The 15,456-nt window shown below is 46.1% G+C and carries 21 protein-coding genes; 6 read left to right on the plus strand and 15 right to left on the minus strand.

The features are described from left to right. The first annotated feature begins 47 nt into the window (after positions 1 to 47). From PEH01S_RS10240 to PEH01S_RS34540, 3 genes are all read left to right on the plus strand, one after another. A complete protein-coding gene (locus tag PEH01S_RS10240; protein WP_025849720.1) occupies positions 48 to 341 on the plus strand; it encodes a hypothetical protein in 294 nt (97 codons plus the stop codon). Positions 342 to 413: 72 nt separating this feature from the next. Further along, complete coding sequence (locus PEH01S_RS10245) at positions 414 to 593, plus strand: hypothetical protein (protein WP_025849721.1); 180 nt, start codon at positions 414 to 416, stop codon at positions 591 to 593. Between the two features lie 81 nt (positions 594 to 674). After that, on the plus strand, positions 675 to 848 hold the full coding sequence (locus PEH01S_RS34540; RefSeq protein WP_164827768.1) for a hypothetical protein: 174 nt from the start codon (positions 675 to 677) through the stop codon (positions 846 to 848). Positions 849 to 912: 64 nt separating this feature from the next. On the opposite strand, the gene arsC is transcribed toward PEH01S_RS34540, so the two are convergent. Genes arsC through PEH01S_RS10260 form a run of 3 tightly spaced genes read right to left on the minus strand, consistent with a single transcriptional unit; the run spans position 913 to position 2,995 of the window. Beyond that, on the minus strand, positions 913 to 1,338 hold the full coding sequence (gene arsC, locus PEH01S_RS10250; protein ID WP_127485234.1) for an arsenate reductase (thioredoxin): 426 nt from the start codon (positions 1,336 to 1,338) through the stop codon (positions 913 to 915). A 22-nt stretch (positions 1,339 to 1,360) separates the two neighbouring features. Further along, a complete protein-coding gene (locus tag PEH01S_RS10255; RefSeq protein ID WP_127485236.1) occupies positions 1,361 to 2,665 on the minus strand; it encodes an arsenic transporter in 1,305 nt (434 codons plus the stop codon). 18 nt (positions 2,666 to 2,683) lie between these two features. Beyond that, positions 2,684 to 2,995, minus strand: a complete 312-nt coding sequence (locus PEH01S_RS10260; RefSeq protein WP_025849724.1) for an ArsR/SmtB family transcription factor — start codon at positions 2,993 to 2,995, stop codon at positions 2,684 to 2,686. A 197-nt stretch (positions 2,996 to 3,192) separates the two neighbouring features. On the opposite strand from PEH01S_RS10260, the gene PEH01S_RS34545 reads away from it, so the two are divergent. After that, entirely contained in the window at positions 3,193 to 3,357 is a 165-nt protein-coding gene (locus tag PEH01S_RS34545) for a hypothetical protein (protein WP_164827770.1), read from the plus strand. 87 nt (positions 3,358 to 3,444) lie between these two features. Here PEH01S_RS34545 and PEH01S_RS10265 read toward each other — a convergent pair whose 3' ends face one another. The 6 genes from PEH01S_RS10265 to PEH01S_RS10285 form a co-directional block, all read right to left on the minus strand. Further along, complete coding sequence (locus tag PEH01S_RS10265) at positions 3,445 to 4,248, minus strand: DUF2935 domain-containing protein (RefSeq protein ID WP_174807120.1); 804 nt, start codon at positions 4,246 to 4,248, stop codon at positions 3,445 to 3,447. 669 nt (positions 4,249 to 4,917) lie between these two features. Further along, positions 4,918 to 5,043, minus strand: a complete 126-nt coding sequence (locus tag PEH01S_RS35785) for a hypothetical protein (RefSeq protein WP_275452154.1) — start codon at positions 5,041 to 5,043, stop codon at positions 4,918 to 4,920. Further along, complete coding sequence (locus PEH01S_RS10270) at positions 5,040 to 6,095, minus strand: hypothetical protein (RefSeq protein WP_025849726.1); 1,056 nt, start codon at positions 6,093 to 6,095, stop codon at positions 5,040 to 5,042. The genes PEH01S_RS35785 and PEH01S_RS10270 overlap by 4 nt, the downstream gene beginning before the upstream one ends. Before the next feature lie 583 nt (positions 6,096 to 6,678). After that, complete coding sequence (locus tag PEH01S_RS10275) at positions 6,679 to 7,263, minus strand: hypothetical protein (RefSeq protein WP_127485240.1); 585 nt, start codon at positions 7,261 to 7,263, stop codon at positions 6,679 to 6,681. A gap of 75 nt (positions 7,264 to 7,338) precedes the next feature. Beyond that, a complete protein-coding gene (locus PEH01S_RS10280) occupies positions 7,339 to 8,424 on the minus strand; it encodes a C39 family peptidase (RefSeq protein WP_127485242.1) in 1,086 nt (361 codons plus the stop codon). Between the two features lie 177 nt (positions 8,425 to 8,601). Next, positions 8,602 to 8,919: an aspartyl-phosphate phosphatase Spo0E family protein gene (locus tag PEH01S_RS10285; protein WP_307720090.1), complete on the minus strand. Its 318-nt coding sequence runs from the start codon at positions 8,917 to 8,919 to the stop codon at positions 8,602 to 8,604. 56 nt (positions 8,920 to 8,975) lie between these two features. Here PEH01S_RS10285 and PEH01S_RS10290 point away from each other — a divergent pair, with 56 nt between their 5' ends. Continuing rightward, the gene (locus PEH01S_RS10290; protein ID WP_127485244.1) at positions 8,976 to 10,049 is read left to right on the plus strand and encodes a helix-turn-helix domain-containing protein; all 1,074 of its coding nucleotides are present in this window, start codon (positions 8,976 to 8,978) and stop codon (positions 10,047 to 10,049) included. A gap of 397 nt (positions 10,050 to 10,446) precedes the next feature. On the opposite strand, the gene PEH01S_RS10295 is transcribed toward PEH01S_RS10290, so the two are convergent. The 3 genes from PEH01S_RS10295 to PEH01S_RS35790 all read right to left on the minus strand — a co-directional run bounded on the left by PEH01S_RS10295 (position 10,447) and on the right by PEH01S_RS35790 (position 13,041). Continuing rightward, complete coding sequence (locus tag PEH01S_RS10295) at positions 10,447 to 10,956, minus strand: hypothetical protein (protein ID WP_025849731.1); 510 nt, start codon at positions 10,954 to 10,956, stop codon at positions 10,447 to 10,449. 275 nt (positions 10,957 to 11,231) lie between these two features. Further along, positions 11,232 to 12,347 carry a DegT/DnrJ/EryC1/StrS family aminotransferase gene (locus tag PEH01S_RS10300; RefSeq protein WP_218032694.1) on the minus strand — a complete coding sequence of 372 codons (1,116 nt, stop codon included), beginning with the start codon at positions 12,345 to 12,347 and terminating at the stop codon, positions 11,232 to 11,234. 559 nt (positions 12,348 to 12,906) lie between these two features. Further along, positions 12,907 to 13,041 (minus strand): hypothetical protein, encoded by a 135-nt coding sequence (locus tag PEH01S_RS35790; RefSeq protein WP_281281445.1) that lies wholly within the window; start codon positions 13,039 to 13,041, stop codon positions 12,907 to 12,909. A 341-nt stretch (positions 13,042 to 13,382) separates the two neighbouring features. Here PEH01S_RS35790 and PEH01S_RS10310 point away from each other — a divergent pair, with 341 nt between their 5' ends. Then, a complete protein-coding gene (locus PEH01S_RS10310; protein ID WP_025849735.1) occupies positions 13,383 to 14,417 on the plus strand; it encodes a ketoacyl-ACP synthase III in 1,035 nt (344 codons plus the stop codon). Positions 14,418 to 14,452: 35 nt separating this feature from the next. On the opposite strand, the gene PEH01S_RS10315 is transcribed toward PEH01S_RS10310, so the two are convergent. From PEH01S_RS10315 to PEH01S_RS10325, 3 genes are read right to left on the minus strand one after another with little or no spacing between them, the layout of a single operon-like run. Continuing rightward, on the minus strand, positions 14,453 to 14,755 hold the full coding sequence (locus PEH01S_RS10315; RefSeq protein WP_025849736.1) for a hypothetical protein: 303 nt from the start codon (positions 14,753 to 14,755) through the stop codon (positions 14,453 to 14,455). Between the two features lie 17 nt (positions 14,756 to 14,772). After that, positions 14,773 to 15,096 carry a hypothetical protein gene (locus tag PEH01S_RS10320; RefSeq protein ID WP_025849737.1) on the minus strand — a complete coding sequence of 108 codons (324 nt, stop codon included), beginning with the start codon at positions 15,094 to 15,096 and terminating at the stop codon, positions 14,773 to 14,775. A 39-nt stretch (positions 15,097 to 15,135) separates the two neighbouring features. Further along, positions 15,136 to 15,426 carry a hypothetical protein gene (locus PEH01S_RS10325; protein WP_025849738.1) on the minus strand — a complete coding sequence of 97 codons (291 nt, stop codon included), beginning with the start codon at positions 15,424 to 15,426 and terminating at the stop codon, positions 15,136 to 15,138. Positions 15,427 to 15,456 lie beyond the last annotated feature (30 nt).

A 15,456-nucleotide genomic window follows, 5' to 3' on the forward strand; every position in this document is an offset into this window, starting at 1 on the left:
AATAGATCATAGAATAAATAGACCAACGCGAGAGAGGAGGAGAGCCAATGAGTAGTGTGGAACAAACCGTCAGCCATAGCGGCAATTCGCATGTGACCGTTATCGTCGATACGACGCCTATCGCCTATGCCTTGATTCTCTGTTTTTATGGTTCCGGAAAACTAGGTCCGGCGGAAATAAACGCTTTTTTGGCTAAATTCACAAACGCTCATAACCTGCAGCGCATCACCGAACCTGAACGGGCCGTGCGGACCTCCGCCAAAGGACAAATCGCCCGAATCCATAACAAGCCGATACGCTATGACTATCAAATTTATCCTGTACACTCCAAAAAGCTATGAAAATGAGCATCTATCAGTCTCACAACGGTATGAAGCTTCATATAGTATTATTAAGAAAGGTGGTGATTCTCAATGACTTTCCAAAAAGAGCCTTTGAACACCCAAGAAAAAGGAAAAACCGTTAAAAACTTCATCAAAAACAGCGGCAACTCTAAAGTAAAAGTAAAAGTGGATACAGAAGCGATCTCCAAAGCCGTGGCAGAAGCCCTGCAAAAGCAGCAGCAGCAACAACGGCAAAATAACTGGTTCTGATCGCAGCAATGGACTAACGCTCAGGCCCCGATCATTCGGGGCTTCTTTTCCTATGAAAATATTAGAAAGGCGATGATTCTAATGGCCAGCTCCAATCATTCTTTGGGCAGCGACCAATCCGTCAAAAACTTTATTAAAAACAGCGGAAATTCTTTTGTAAAAGTAAAAGTGGAGACAGAAGCCATCTCCAAAGCCTTGGCAGAGGCTCTGCAAAAACAACGGCAGCAGCAACAGCAAAATAAATTTAATTGCTAGCGGAAGCAAACAAGTAAAGCTCAGGCCCCGGTCGCCCGGGGCCCATGTCATATGACGAGACGGACTAAAATCCTTTTTGCACGAACTGTTCAATTCGATGCTTAATCGCATCGCGAACGTTACGGAACTGGGCCATCATTTCCTCTTCCGTACCGGGTGCTTTGGCCGGGTCATCAAAACCCCAGTGCCACTTGGTTACGTTCTTGCCCGAGATCACAGGGCAATGCTCATCCGCGTGCCCACATAGCGTAATCACGTAATCGGCCCGGTTTAATACTTCCGGATCAATGACATCCGATGTGTGTGTGTTAATATCCACACCGGCTTCCTTCATCACTTGAACCGCCCGGGGGTTTAACCCATGCGCTTCAAGCCCTGCACTCTTCACTTCGTATCGATCTTGGCCTAAAGCTTTCAAAAAACCGTCTGCCATCTGGCTTCTGCAAGAATTTCCCGTACATAAAAAGTAAACCAAAGGTTTTTTCTCCATGTCGAATATCTCTCCTTTTTTATTAGTACGTCAAGGCTTGGAGCACATAAAGCCATAAATAAAGGCTTGCGAGAGTAATAAACAAAGTAGGAACGGTTAAGATCATACCGATTTTAAAATAGTAGCCCCAACCGATCTTCACGTTTTTCGCGGACAGCACATGCAGCCAAAGAAGGGTCGCCAAGGAGCCGATCGGCGTAAGTTTGGGACCTAGATCCGAGCCGATAACATTGGCATAAATCAACGCCTCCCGAAGAAAGCCTTCGGTTTGCGTTCCTTGAATGGCCAACGCATCGATCATGACTGTCGGCATGTTATTCATAATCGAAGACAGGATGGCTGCGATAAAACCGGTACCCACGGTAGCCGCAAACAATCCGTTGTCCGAGACCGCTTGGATGATACGGCCCAACGCATCAGTCAGTCCGGCATTCTTCAAGCCATAAACAACCACATACATGCCAATCGAGAAAATGACAACCGGCCAGGGGGCCCCTTTCACGAGCTTCCACGCAGAAATGGCCGGACTTCTTCTCGCGGCCGCAAGAAACGCGATAGCGGCGGTCCCTGCAACCATCGATACGGGGATGGAGAAAAACTCGCTGACGAAATAAGCGATAAGCAGAGCGAACAGCATGACCCAGGATAATTTAAACAGCCTCCTATCCTGAACGGCGTCCATCGGCCTTTTCAGCTGCGCGACGGGATAGCTCTTCGGGATACGTTTACGAAAATACAAGTAGAGTACCAGAAGGCTTGCCATGATGGAAAAGAAATTCGGAACGATCATCCGGCTTGCGTATTCCGCAAAGCCGATATTGAAATAATCGGCAGATACAATATTGACCAAGTTGCTTATGACAAGCGGCAGCGAAGCCGTATCGGCAATGAAGCCGCTCGCCATAATAAACGGCAGAATCGTCTTCTCCTCAAACTTAAGCGCCCGAACCATGGCGAGCACAATCGGCGTGAGGATCAAGGCTGCGCCATCATTCGCGAACAGGGCGGAAACCGCCGATCCAAGCAAAATGATATATACAAACATGAGCATTCCGTTTCCGCGTGCGAGCCGCGCCATGTGCAGGGCCGCCCACTCAAAAAAGCCGATTTCATCGAGCACCAGCGAGATGAAAATAATCGCCACAAACGTCAAGGTTGCATTCCATACAATACTGGTTACGGTACCGACATCCCCGAAGCTGACCACGCCGAAAATTAAAGCGAGGACGGCTCCGGCACTTGCCGACCAGCCGATATTTAATCCCTTGGGCTGCCAGATGACAAACGTCAGGGCGAGTAAAAATATAAGAAACGCAGGGATCACCACGCAAACCAGCCCTCCATACTAGTCACAGTCATTTTTGAGCTGTGCGATTTTTTGTTTATACGATGGAATGTACCCCAAAACCGCTTGAACGTAGGGCTTGTCTTCAATCGTTAAGGAATAATAAATCCATTGCCCCTTGCGTGTTTCGTTCACAAGTCCGGCTGATTTCAATTTACGCAGATGCTGGCTTGCATTCGGCTGCGATATATCCAGCAGCTCCACAATATCGCAAACACATAGAGCACGCTCTTTCAATAAGGCAAGCATCGTTAGGCGCGTCTTGTCGCCGAGCAATTTTAAGTTGTCGGCAATTTCGTTGATTTGTTCCATGTAACCCTCTCCCGTCAGACAATCTTGACTCTGTAACAGCTTTCTCTCGATAAATATATATCAATATGCTTATATAATCAATTGATTATATTATAAAGAAAATGTAAACGGCAATAATCCTTTCCTTTCATACGTTCGCCAGTCTCGCAATAAAAAGAAGATTCATATACTAGATAAGAGAAAGGTGGTGATTCGGAATGACCGCTTCAAACAACAAAAAAGCAACCAACTCCAGCAAAAATTTCATTAAAAACAATCGCAACTCTTACGTCAAAATCGATACAGAATTGATTTCCAAAGCCGTTGCGGATGCACTCCAGAAGCAGCAGGAGCAGAAACAAGAAAAAGACAACGACGAATAATCATTTTCAGCAGCCAAGAAAGCTCGAGGCCCCGATTCCCACGGGGCCCCTTTTATTTGCGCCGTACTTGTTCTCAATGTTCAAAACTCATCTTTGTACATCCTGGCCTCTCAAAAACTGTTCAAACATCTCCAGAATGACAAGAAAATGCTCGGCTTCCCTAAATACATGATCAGCCAATAACGGATGGATAATGCTTTTTATACGACAGTCGTTTATTAAATCGCGCGCTGTTTTCTTAAAGTCACGCAAAGACTTGACGGATACTTGATTCTGATCGACAAATTGGCTCAGCAGAGGAACCGTCTGGGATCGGGGGCGCATGGAGCTTAAATCTATGGCTTGAAAGACAAGCTGGTCAAAATCATGGCTAAATTCTCGTGCTTGTTCTACCAGCTTTCGTTCTGACGGATCAAGTAAATGACCGATAAATTTGGCATGGTCGGCCATTATTTTTAAGAAAAATACATTTTCGTCGATAATTGCATCGGGCAGCGGTTCCAGCCTTCCGGCATTCAGCTCAGCCAATCGATTTCTAAAATAGTTTGCTTCGCGGCTTACATGATCGACTAATAGCGGGAAGTTATTTGCCCCGGGTAATTGGCAGCTCAGGATTAACCCCAAAACTTTTCTTTTAAAAGCCCAAATATAGCTAGCTGCCGTGTAAACTTCCTCATTAAACTGGCTAATCGTCTGCGGGTCTGTATTCGCTTCATAAGCGTGCGATTTTAGTTCAATTTGTTCAAATACCGCATAAAATTGATTGGCTTCATGAATCAACTGAGTATCTTCACATCTGAACCCTAGCCTAAGAAAGAAGGAATGTTCCTTCATAATACGGGACCAAAACCTTATTTCTTCTAACGAACGAACAACGAACATATCCGACATCGGCATTCCTCCCGGCATTTAGTTTGCTTTATAATGCCTATGCCATCAACTCGTTTTCAAGATCAGAAATTTGATTCAATGCAGCCGGTCGTAAACCTTTTGAATGCCCTGCCTGTTTAATTTCGACCTTCCGGAAATATCATCAGCTCCGGGCGATCCTTATTTGGCGAAATATAGTCGTCCGCGCCCCGCTCGCTTCCCTTCAAGCCTACCGTCAAAAAGACGCTATGGGTGGCGTTAAAAACATAATAGTGGATCAAATGAACTCCCGCTTTCCCCTAATGGCTTCTCGAGAAGCCCGGTGTAATACCTGTTGTGCAAAGCGTGGACTCCCCCGTAATAAGACTGGTAGATGAATACGCCTCCCGGTTTTAAGCTTCTCCCAGCTAAAACGTCGTGCGTCTGCTCAACCTGCACCGCAAATCGAGAGGCATCGCCATTGTAATAGGTCAGCTTCCGCGACTGGCGTCCGCAGCATATTGTGCTCCGAAGTGGCGGATACTTTATGCTCCCAGCCGGGCAGCTCGCCCTTCTTCAAACGCTGCCCGGCGTTTGGAACAAGTTGAATTGAAAAATCGCCCCCCTTGGCCAAGATGGCAAGTAGAGGGCGATTTTTTAGTAGGTATACTTAAGAACTAAAAAGACACTTTTCCAACGTTTGTTTTAAGATTAACCGCCTGTTCCGTTATGAACATAGGTAGATAGCAGATCAGGCTCCTGCTGTTGCTGCGCTATACCAGACACACCACTAACTAAAAACAACCCCAAAACCAAGGACAGCCAAACCTTTTTCATAGATCCGACACTCCCTCCAATAGATTTCGGTAATGCCTTTTTTGTTGCTCCGTAGCGTAATCGATATGCTTTGCAAATAAGGTAACACACCTTTCGAAGCCTGAGTAATGCTTCATCTTTTGAGAAAGGTATAGTGCATGCAATAATTCATTCAACCCGGTGGTAATTTGTTGATTTCTGAAACTGTATACCGCTTTCTCATACCTGAAATGAAATAATTGCGTACCGTTTATGTATGTAACAGAAGTGTTGATAGGGGGAAGCTTCGTACAGAATTTGTCTAAAAATTCATCGATCTTAAAGTTGTACATATTTGCTGATTCAATAACGGTTAATAGGCTTGGAAGTAGTTCGATAGGATTTTCGTCTAAAAATTCCGACAATTCGTCAAGAACTTTGTCATTCCCGCATTTTAATTCTAGGTTGTACATATTTGCCTTGCCCCATATGCGAAATTTCTCGACCTCCTTGTGCCCGATTTCGTCAAGAAATTCAAACCATCCAAGTTCGGAATATTCCGAAACGTAGTGCTTCGCTTCTTCAAATCGCTCCTGCATGGTTAGAGCGACTCCTTTTAAAAGGAACCCTTGTCCATAATATACTACTAAATGCCGCTCGGATTGCAGAATCTCGGGAGGTTTGCTGTTTTTTTTATTTTCAAGCTGTCTATCATAAATCGTTCTAGCCAAAGTTCTTAATTCATCTGCATATCTTTCGACTTTTTTCCAGTCCCATAAGGTGTAATAAACATTTGCCATTTGTAGCAAGGCATCCAGTTTCACATCATCCGGCAGATAAAAATAATGTGACTCAAATCTAGCCAACGCTTCTTTGTTTTCTTCCGATCCGATGCCAATGAGAGACTGAAATAACCGAAACTGGCTCATGATGTATTGCGGATGGTGAGTATCGTTCACGTTATCGATGACATGACGGAACAAGGGAACTGCCTCTTGCTTTCTTCCGGCCTTGTAAAGATGCTCCGCCATAAAAAAATAATGTGAAAGATCGACCTCCGATCCTGAACAGCTAACATCAGGCTGTCGCTTCATTTTTCTTTTACCTCCCTCAATAGTTAAATTTTAACAGAAAGAAATACAAAAAACAATGTTTTTCATCAAGTTTATGTTAAGAAATCCGTCGAGGAGGAGAGCTTGAAAGCGCAAAACATCGAACTAATGCCTGCTTACTCTGGGCAAGGATCGTAAAAGAGGGGGGTTATCATTCAAGCAGTCTAGTAAATATTTTGGCAGGGAAGAAAACTTCTTCATTGGTTTTCTCAATAACTGAGCATGCATTTCTTTTGTAAAGTATAATTAAATTCGGCCATCTTCTCGAATTTTTTCGCATAATAATTCCCTCTGGAATCCTTGGCGTATGTCAAAGATTCCAGAGGGAACTCATTGCCATCCAGATAATGAAACTGTAAAGTATATACTTCGACATGATATGATTCTGTCGTTTATGTATCGAATTAGGCCTGCTAATAAGCCAAACTTGTAAAACTTGGGACCAAATTCCTTGCTTCCTGCATCCTATTGTCATTTTTCCTCTATACATCAAACATAAAAGAATCCAAGTGCATCATACGTGTGAGCTCTTTCATAAATAAACCTATCCGCTCTCACGATTTCTTTATTTCTTAGGTTTAAATCCCATTATAATGGCATCAAGTTCGTCTGTAACCGGGGTTGGCTCAAACACAATTTCATTTATTTGTAAATTACTTGAATAAGGAATTTCTTTTTCTTTTGTAACCAAATACATCGTATACAAATATCCATATTTAAGTTCTTGATTTTTCGATATATTTAATGTTATTTGTTCCACTTTAGTAAGAATTTTTTGAATGTCATCGATATTATCAATCCTTAGCTTTATACCGTCACCATACACAATATTAATATATTCGATATCCTTTAATTCACTTTTTAGAAGATTCTTTAGACCTATAGGCTCTTTTGAACCGAGAATTATCTTATTCTTTTCACTGTTATATGCAATAGGGATATCCATTTTTTCTGCAATAAATCTAATTGGTACATAATTATTTCCTTCATAATTTAGTATCTCATAACCAGAACCAAGGAAATTTAAGTCCTTCCCATTGAGATTGATTATCACGCTAGATTTAATTACTTGAATAATATCAGAAGCATACGAAACACTTGAAATAGAAACAAATATACCAAAACAAAAGCCGATTAAATATTTCTTCATTATCTCACCATCCTCAAGTTTGCGAAATAATAAAGAAGATTCCCCTTTTAGAGAGCAATCTTCTTTATTAATTCCTCATTTAGGCTCTTGCGTTAACACTGTTTTAATATGGTTCCCCCATGGATAGATTACATCAACTGGGGTATTATCCCAAGTGTCATGAATAATTAAATTCTGTTGACCATTATCAAGAATTTGGTAACCGACTCCAGTAACCGCATGATCGCCATATTTATAAGGAGTATCATTGTCAGTGACAAGCACTAGAGCCGGGCGATATTTATCAATTTCATTTTTATAATTTGTAAAATAGCTATATCCATTGGCTTCCAAATTATAACTGCCATAAGTTCTCCAATATTGTTTACTCCCCGTTATAGCATTAATGGAAGATGTCCCGCCTCTAGAATCTGTGTTCATATAATTAGCAAGTGTACTGATAATATCAATGTAGGGCATTTCAGATCCATTAGAAGCACGGGTTAGATTAGAGTAACCTCTTTCTTTTGACCAGTAACTTACTATGTTTGCAGCGGAAGTTGGAACACAACCAATAGTCCATTGATAGTCTGGTACCCCATAGATATATTTGCCAGAGGAAGCAGTTGCTGCTGCAGCTATTGTTGTAGAAGCAACTGCAGCTTTCCCTTGTTTTAGTTTCTCGCGATTAAAACTGCCGCTAGACTGGAGAGATTTTTTCTCTATTTTATCTTGCTTTCCTTTTAGATTGAGTGCAAGAAAACTGTCTGCATCTGCTTCTTCAAAATAAGACGCCACTCCAACATAAATACCGTTCCCAGGTTTTGTTTTAGCAAAAGGGCTTTCTCCATCCGTTGCCGCCTCCAGCATACCGGGATGATTTGCGATAGCACTTTCAATGATATACCCATGCTTTTTTCCAGCGTCATCAGTAACGCTAAAAAGATATGCATTTAAATTACCATCAAAGTCAAAGAGATCTTGTTCTTTCTTTACGGATAAATTACCTTTATCTTTCCAGTTAGGATAAAAACTTTTAGAAATTTTCACAAAGTTAGCTGCATCTGCTTTGGCTGTTGCTTCTGGCAAAACGTCACTTTGTTCGGCACCTGCAACTGGGCTAACGGAAATTAATAAGGCTAAGGATAAAATACTTAATAGTGGTTTTTTTAATCTTTTCATACATTATCTCCTTTTATATACAATTTTAATAGAAAACATCTTAAATGCAAATAAAAATTTTCCATAAACCTCTTTTGACAAAGCAAATTTGCGTAAGTAACCTCTCTCACCAAAAATGAAGTTACTGATTCGTCATGTCTCAAAATTGGGATCGACCCATTAAAGTACTTTTCATAGCTACGGCAAGTTGTTCGAATGTTCATAAAATTCTGTGTATGGGCTATATCCATTTCTTCTAAATAACTGATATCCTTGAGCGACAAAAATGTACCGATCCAAACGCTGGCTTAAGCGGATCACCTCCTCGTTTGAAAACGACCCTTTTTCCTCAACCAACATCACAAGTTGCCTTTGCATCCTTTTGATCCTTCTTTTTAGTCTGCTACTCATTGCTTCAAATCTCTCACCTCCTTGTTCAGTTGTAGTATAAGACCACTTCACCAAAAACAAGAAAATGAGATTTTTGGAGAATTTTAGTATGTCACTAATTTGCATTTAATTGAATAATATGTAATATTTTTGGTAGCATTATTTCAATAAGGGTGGTTCTGATGAGACAATCTGCTACCATTCGCTGTTTGCGTTCCGAAATCGATGAACAAATGAAAAAATACGGCTATTCCCTCACTAAATTGAGCAAGCTGGCAGGAATTCGTCTCGGATATCTGAGTGAGACTCTAAACCGTAGACCTCCACGCCCCATTACGATAAACCTGCTTGACTCCATAGCAAAAGCTCTTCATCAGCCCCCCGGATGGCTCTACGAATTATATCCTGGAGAATGCATTTCGGATGAGAAGGTATCTCGCCCGCGAATGATTCCATTCCTTATTCGCTGCGCAGAACTGGGACGGCTTGATCTCATAACTTCGACTGCTTCGAAATTACTCGAAATCCCCAAAAATATAGAAATTCTTTTCTACGTAGCGGAACAGCTTTGGGAAAAAGGATTGCAAAGCGAATCTGTTCACTTTTACCGCCTTGTCATCGAGAACGAGAGAGACAGCTTTCATGACCGATTCACGATAAGCCAATATCGCTTATTCCGCGCTTCACTTGGGACAAATGCAGAGGATAATAAAGAAGCATTGGTTCGCTTTGAGCTATATTACAATCGCTTAGCTGAAGATTTTCAGTTGGATGCTTTGTTGCACATGGCAAATATTTATTACACGTTGGAAAATTGGAAAAAAGTCGAACGATACGCAGATGAATTAAGAGAATTGGCGGGCAAAGTATATGAAGATCAGCTAAGAAAGCGATATAGCACAAAACCTATCGAATCTTTAAACACGGATCGGCATTTAGTGGTTTACTACGGGCAAGGATTTCTTTTAAAAGGGATTGCTCTAACCATGCAAGAGCAGTATGAAGAAGCAAAAAACTATGTTTCGGTATATTCCGACCTTGGATGGTTTGAGTTTCTTGATGAGATCGGAAAAAAAGAGGTCGAGAAGTTTCGTATTTGGGGAAAAGGAAACATGTTAATGTTGAATTTAATGACCGGAAATCAGAACATCCTCCCTGATTACTCAGATTTTTTGGAAGACAACCCTACTGATACTCTCCCTTACATGTTGGGCATGATGGAAGCAGCAAATCGAAATGAATTATTCGGTAGATGATGTAGTAAATCGCTTCTGTGAAAGAATCCCCCATCCGGATACCATGACAACTCATATTAAAAGAAAACATTTATTCCGCTTTTGGTACGAAAAAGCCATTTACAATTTTAAACATGGAAGAAGAAACTGCGGCATCAAGGATCTGCTTACCGCCTTGAACTTAGCTGAAAAAATGCAATATTCCTCAGGGCTAAGAAAAATGATTCTACTCATGTTGTATGAAGTCGACGGCGCGAACGAACAACAAGAAATACAAAAATGCTGGAAGAACTACGGAGTGAACATAAGTTGGACCCTCCATTTTCCACACCTATATAACGTTGCAGCAAAAAAAGGACCTAGTGTCAGGTCCTCAGAAAGTGTTTACTTTTTTGGTGCGGTCATCCCAACATCCACGTCACATAGGTTGCCTACAGCATCCGTAGCTCCAGTAGCAGTAGTAGTGCGGTGCCCGCAAAATCTGTCCGCAGTCGGGGCAAATTGCTTCTTGGCGCGGATTAACGCGAATGACAGCTACATCCTTCAGATTGAAGATCGATTGCACGGCCTCCCGTCCATGCTCGCTGATTCCCTGCTGCATGAACTCATATGCGCCGTACATGCGCCCACACTGGCATTCAATACGGTTGGAGTAGGCCAGCCTGGTTTCCTCGATCCCCAAATCGGACTGGATTCGAGCCTTTTCCTCATACGATACCGGCTCAAGTCCCGTGTCCCTGATGACCCGGGGAGTCCAATACCACGAGTTGACTGCGGTGAACTGAGCACGGGTGAGGTAGAAGGTCGCGGTCCTTCCCGCCATCACAGCTTCCTGTACTGCAGCCACGACAATGCCATCCTCCGCCGCCATCACGGCCTTGCCGCTGCTAACGACTGACTCAATGTCAGCCAGCGAGAACTTGTACACATCTCATCCCTCCAGAGAAAAAATCGAGAGGAGAGTTACCGTGTGCGAATCAGTTTAACAAATCCCAAGCAATTCCCCTCAGTTGCATTATTGGACATGATAGGCACCCGTATACCTTTTATCCACCAGTACCTTATAGTTAACTAGTTAACTTGTTCTACACGTACCTTAGTTTTCGCCATCAACCCGCTGCTTGCCATGAAAAAATAGTCCTGTCCAGCGAACTGGTCCAGAACTATTCTTTAGGCGCTGCGTATGATTCCTTTTAAAAAGTGTCAAAGACTTGAAACGATATTTACCAGCGTGGAGCTAATATATCTCACATCGGCTTCGCTTAACGTGCCATAGCTCGGGAGATTGATGCCTTGAGCGGCAATCCGGCCCGCCACCGGAAACTCCGACGCGGCTTGGAGCTGCTTGTAGGGTGGCAGCACGTGCATCGGATAAAAGAACGGCCGGCTCTCGATCCCGCGGAGCTGCAGCCGCCGGATGACTTCGTCGCGCTTCGCTTCCGTGCCTTCGCGCAGCACGACGCTGAACAGCCAATAGACGTTCTTCGCCCACTCCTGCTGGATAGGCAGTGTGAGAGCGGTACAATCCCGCAAATACTCGGTATAATGGCTTGCGATCCGCAGTCTCTGCGCGATATGCCACTCCGCGTTCTGCAGTTGCGCGCAGCCGATGGCGGCTTGAATGTTGGTCATCCGGTAATTGTAACCGACGACGGTATGGAAATAACGGCGTTCCGGGTCCATCCCTTGTCCCCGAAGCAGCCGGGCCCGGTCCGCAAGCGCATCGTCGTTCGTCGTCAATACCCCGCCTTCGCCCGTGGTAATGATCTTGTTGCCGAACAAGCTGAAGATCGCGCTGTCCCCCAGTCCCCCGGTGCGCTGTCCCCGATACTCGGCCCCCAACGCTTCAGCCGCATCTTCCATGACGAATAAGCCGTACTGCTGCGCAAGCTGCCGAATCGGGTCCATGTCCGCAGGATGCCCATAAAGATGAACGGCGACGATACCTTTCGTTCTCGGCGTGATCCGTTCTTCGATCCGCTTCGGATCGATGTTCCAGGTCTCCGGCTCCGAATCGACGAACACCGGCTTTGCTCCGCAATAGGTGACGGCATTGGCTGTGGCAACGAACGTTAACGTAGGGACGATAATCTCGTCTCCCGGCCCCACGCCGTGCGCGAGCAAAGCCAGATGCAGCGCCGTCGTTCCATTGCTGCAGGCGATGGCGTGCTTCACCCGACAGAAGGCGGCAAATTCTTCTTCGAAACGCTTGATATATGATCCGTTAGAGGAGATCCACGTCGAATCCAGGCAATCCATCACGTATTTCTTCTCATTGCCGTTCAAGACAGGCAGCGCAACAGGATAATATTTATCCACATTGGTTTCCTCCTTCAAGGATGGTATGGTACACAACCACTGCATATCCATTTGTTCATCATATGCATTCCTCCTCGGAACGCCTGTACGGAAACCTATGGAAGACGGCAGGAAGAACGGGTTTTCGTAGAGGAAGGCCCTGGGGAAGACCAATAAATACGCGGTTATCTCTAAGGCATGTACCGTGGCGGTTCCTATGGTCCACTCATATGATTTAGTATCTTAACAGAAAAGGAGTGATTCACGTGGGTGAAACAGGGCTGACCGGCCTTACCGGACTAACAGGCCTTACCGGTCCAACAGGACCGACTGGACCAACGGGACCCACAGGACCGACTGGACCGACTGGACCAACGGGGCCAACGGGACCAACAGGACCTGCCGGATCATCGGCGGACGTCGAAGGGGTTCAAGCTATAGCCCCGCTGGCACTTCCTGCAGCGGCAGAAACCCCGGTTCTTACGCTGCCTGGCGTTATATTTACAGCAATTAACGATACGGCACAAATCGATGCTGTAGTCTCGCTTGCCACCTCGGCTCTTGTCGCAGTGGATGTAAACTATGTGGTCAACTTGTACAGAGACTTCGGCACGGGCGCCCAGACTTTGCTGGCAAGCGTGCCGGCCACCGCATTATTGGACGCTGTGACAGCCCTCTTGGGACCGTCCAACATTTCGGTAAGCCTCGTCTTCACCGATACCCCTCCGGCAGGAACTCATTCTTACACCCTCACCGTAACCCCTACCACGCTTCTCGGCGTCGGGGTTACGATGACTGCAAACTACAGAGCACTGAGCGCCGTTGTCGGCACGTAATCGCAGCGGTTCATCCTGCTTTGCAGAGCAAGCAAACTCCCGCGTCCGAATGGATGCGGGAGTTTGTTTTTGCGCATGCGGGCACACCGCCTCATACATAGGGCAATCGCCCAATTGACAGAAGCTAGAAATCGAAGTATTATTTTTAATACCAGGTACTAATACTAACTCATGATATCAGGCAGTTTATTTTACATTACATTTCACGAGGTGAACCCGTATGGAATCATCTGTTCAACCTGCTTCCTCTTCGACACTTTACCGCTCCCGTATTACCGCCATCGGCAGCTACGTTCCCGAACGGCGTCTGACGAACGCCGATCTGGAGCGAATGGTGGAAACTAACGACGAATGGATCGTGCAGCGCACCGGCATCCGCGAGCGGCGTATCAGCGCGCCGGAGGAGTATACGAGCCACTTGTGCATCCAGGCGGTGCAGCAGCTCGCCGACCGCTACGGCGCCGTGCTGGAGGATGTCGATCTGCTGATTGTCGGCACCAGTACGCCGGATTTCGCTTTCCCTGCCACGGCCTGCCGGATTCAAGCGCATTTCGGCATGAAGCAGACGACCTCCTTCGATTTAAGCGCCGCCTGCGCCGGATTCGTATACGGCGTGCATCTGGCTAACGGCATGATCGCTTCCGGCCTGCACCGCAAAGCGCTCGTCATCGGCGCCGACGCCCTGTCCAAAATCACCGATTATACGGACCGTACGACATGCGTGCTGTTCGGCGACGGAGCCGGAGCGGTCCTGCTCGAACGGGACGATTCGGACGCAAGCCCTCAGTTTATTGCCTATACGGGCGGTACCGACGGCAGCGGCGGGATTCACATTTATCGCTCGCTGCTTGCCGATCATATGGAAGGCACCCCGGTGAATACGAGCGGCAAGCTTGTCCAAAACGGGCGCGAGGTGTACAAATTCGCCGTTCAAACGATTCCGAAGGGCGTGAACGACCTGCTGACCCAAACCGGCTTGACTACGGATCGCATCGACTGGTTCGTCCCGCACAGCGCCAATCTCCGCATCATCGATTCCGTATGCGAAAAGATGGGGATTCCTTTGGAGCGGACGCTGCATACGATCGAGAAGTACGGCAATACGTCAGCGGCTACGATTCCGCTTGCGCTTGAAGAAGCAACGAGGGAGCAGAAGCTGAAGGACGGCGATACCGTTCTGTTATTCGGCTTCGGCGGAGGGCTCGTGTACGGCGGGCTGCTGCTGAGCTGGAAGGCGCTGTCTCCGAAATCCTGAACATGAGAAAAAGAGTCCGTCCTTCCTCCTGGAGGTTAGGTACGGACTCTCTCTCTTGATACGGTCCTTTTCACTTCTTCGCCAAGCCAAGGCTTCCCCGGGATTCCGCGCCGCGAGCGCCGCAAGCGGCGTATGCGGACGCCGGCCATTTTCATGGCGATTTGTCCCTGATACCGGCTGATTGCCTCCATCTGCACCGATAGCTTGCGGGCCGTCTCTTCGGAGCCCTCCACGACATCGGCCACGCTTTCGATCATGCGGGCCAGCGCACGCTGACTTCGGGCGAGCGAATGAAGAATATGCAGCTTGACCTTATTTTCCTCTTCATGCCAATTCATTGAGAATCGCCGCTTCCTTACGAATAATAATTTCCTCCGTCCCCATCCGCCGAGTTCGTTCCACCCGACTCGCTTCCTCCGAGCAGGATTTGCAAATGCTTGGCAAGCGCCAGCTCCATCTTCGTCATGCCTTCGATCACTTCGATCATCTGATCGTGCACTTCCAGCGATTTTTTCAATTGGTCGCCGTGATCCTCGAAGTGGGCGGCATTCAAATGTCCGCAGATCCATTGGCACGAACGCGAGGCCTCCAGCGCTTTAGCTTCCAGAATCAAGGCGATGTTGTATTGGAATTGGGAGGCAGCCTGCAACATTCTATGGTAGCTTTCGATTCTGCTCATGTAGAACCCCCTCTTCCTCCGGGCAGCAAGCTGCCCGATTCATTCCTCGTCGTCCGGTATTTCAACGATTTTGGCAATGAGCGCCATATGCTCCGCCAGCGCCTCCTCCAGATCGGCAAGCCCGCTTAAATAAATGGCGATGCTTTTCGAGACGTTCAACGAATGCTCCGTCAACGACTCGATATCCCGAAAAGAAGGGTTATCGGGCGGAATGTCGTGCACCAATTGGGCCATGCGCACGGCCACATGCCGATTCGCTTCGAGAATATTGGCCATTTCCTGCTGCGACGCCGCCATATGCCGGATCATACTGGTCACTTGCCGATGCATCGTTCCCTCCACCTCCTCGCCGTGCCGGAT

The organism is Paenibacillus ehimensis NBRC 15659, from assembly GCF_004000785.1.
GTDB lineage: Bacteria > Bacillota > Bacilli > Paenibacillales > NBRC-103111 > Paenibacillus_G > Paenibacillus_G ehimensis.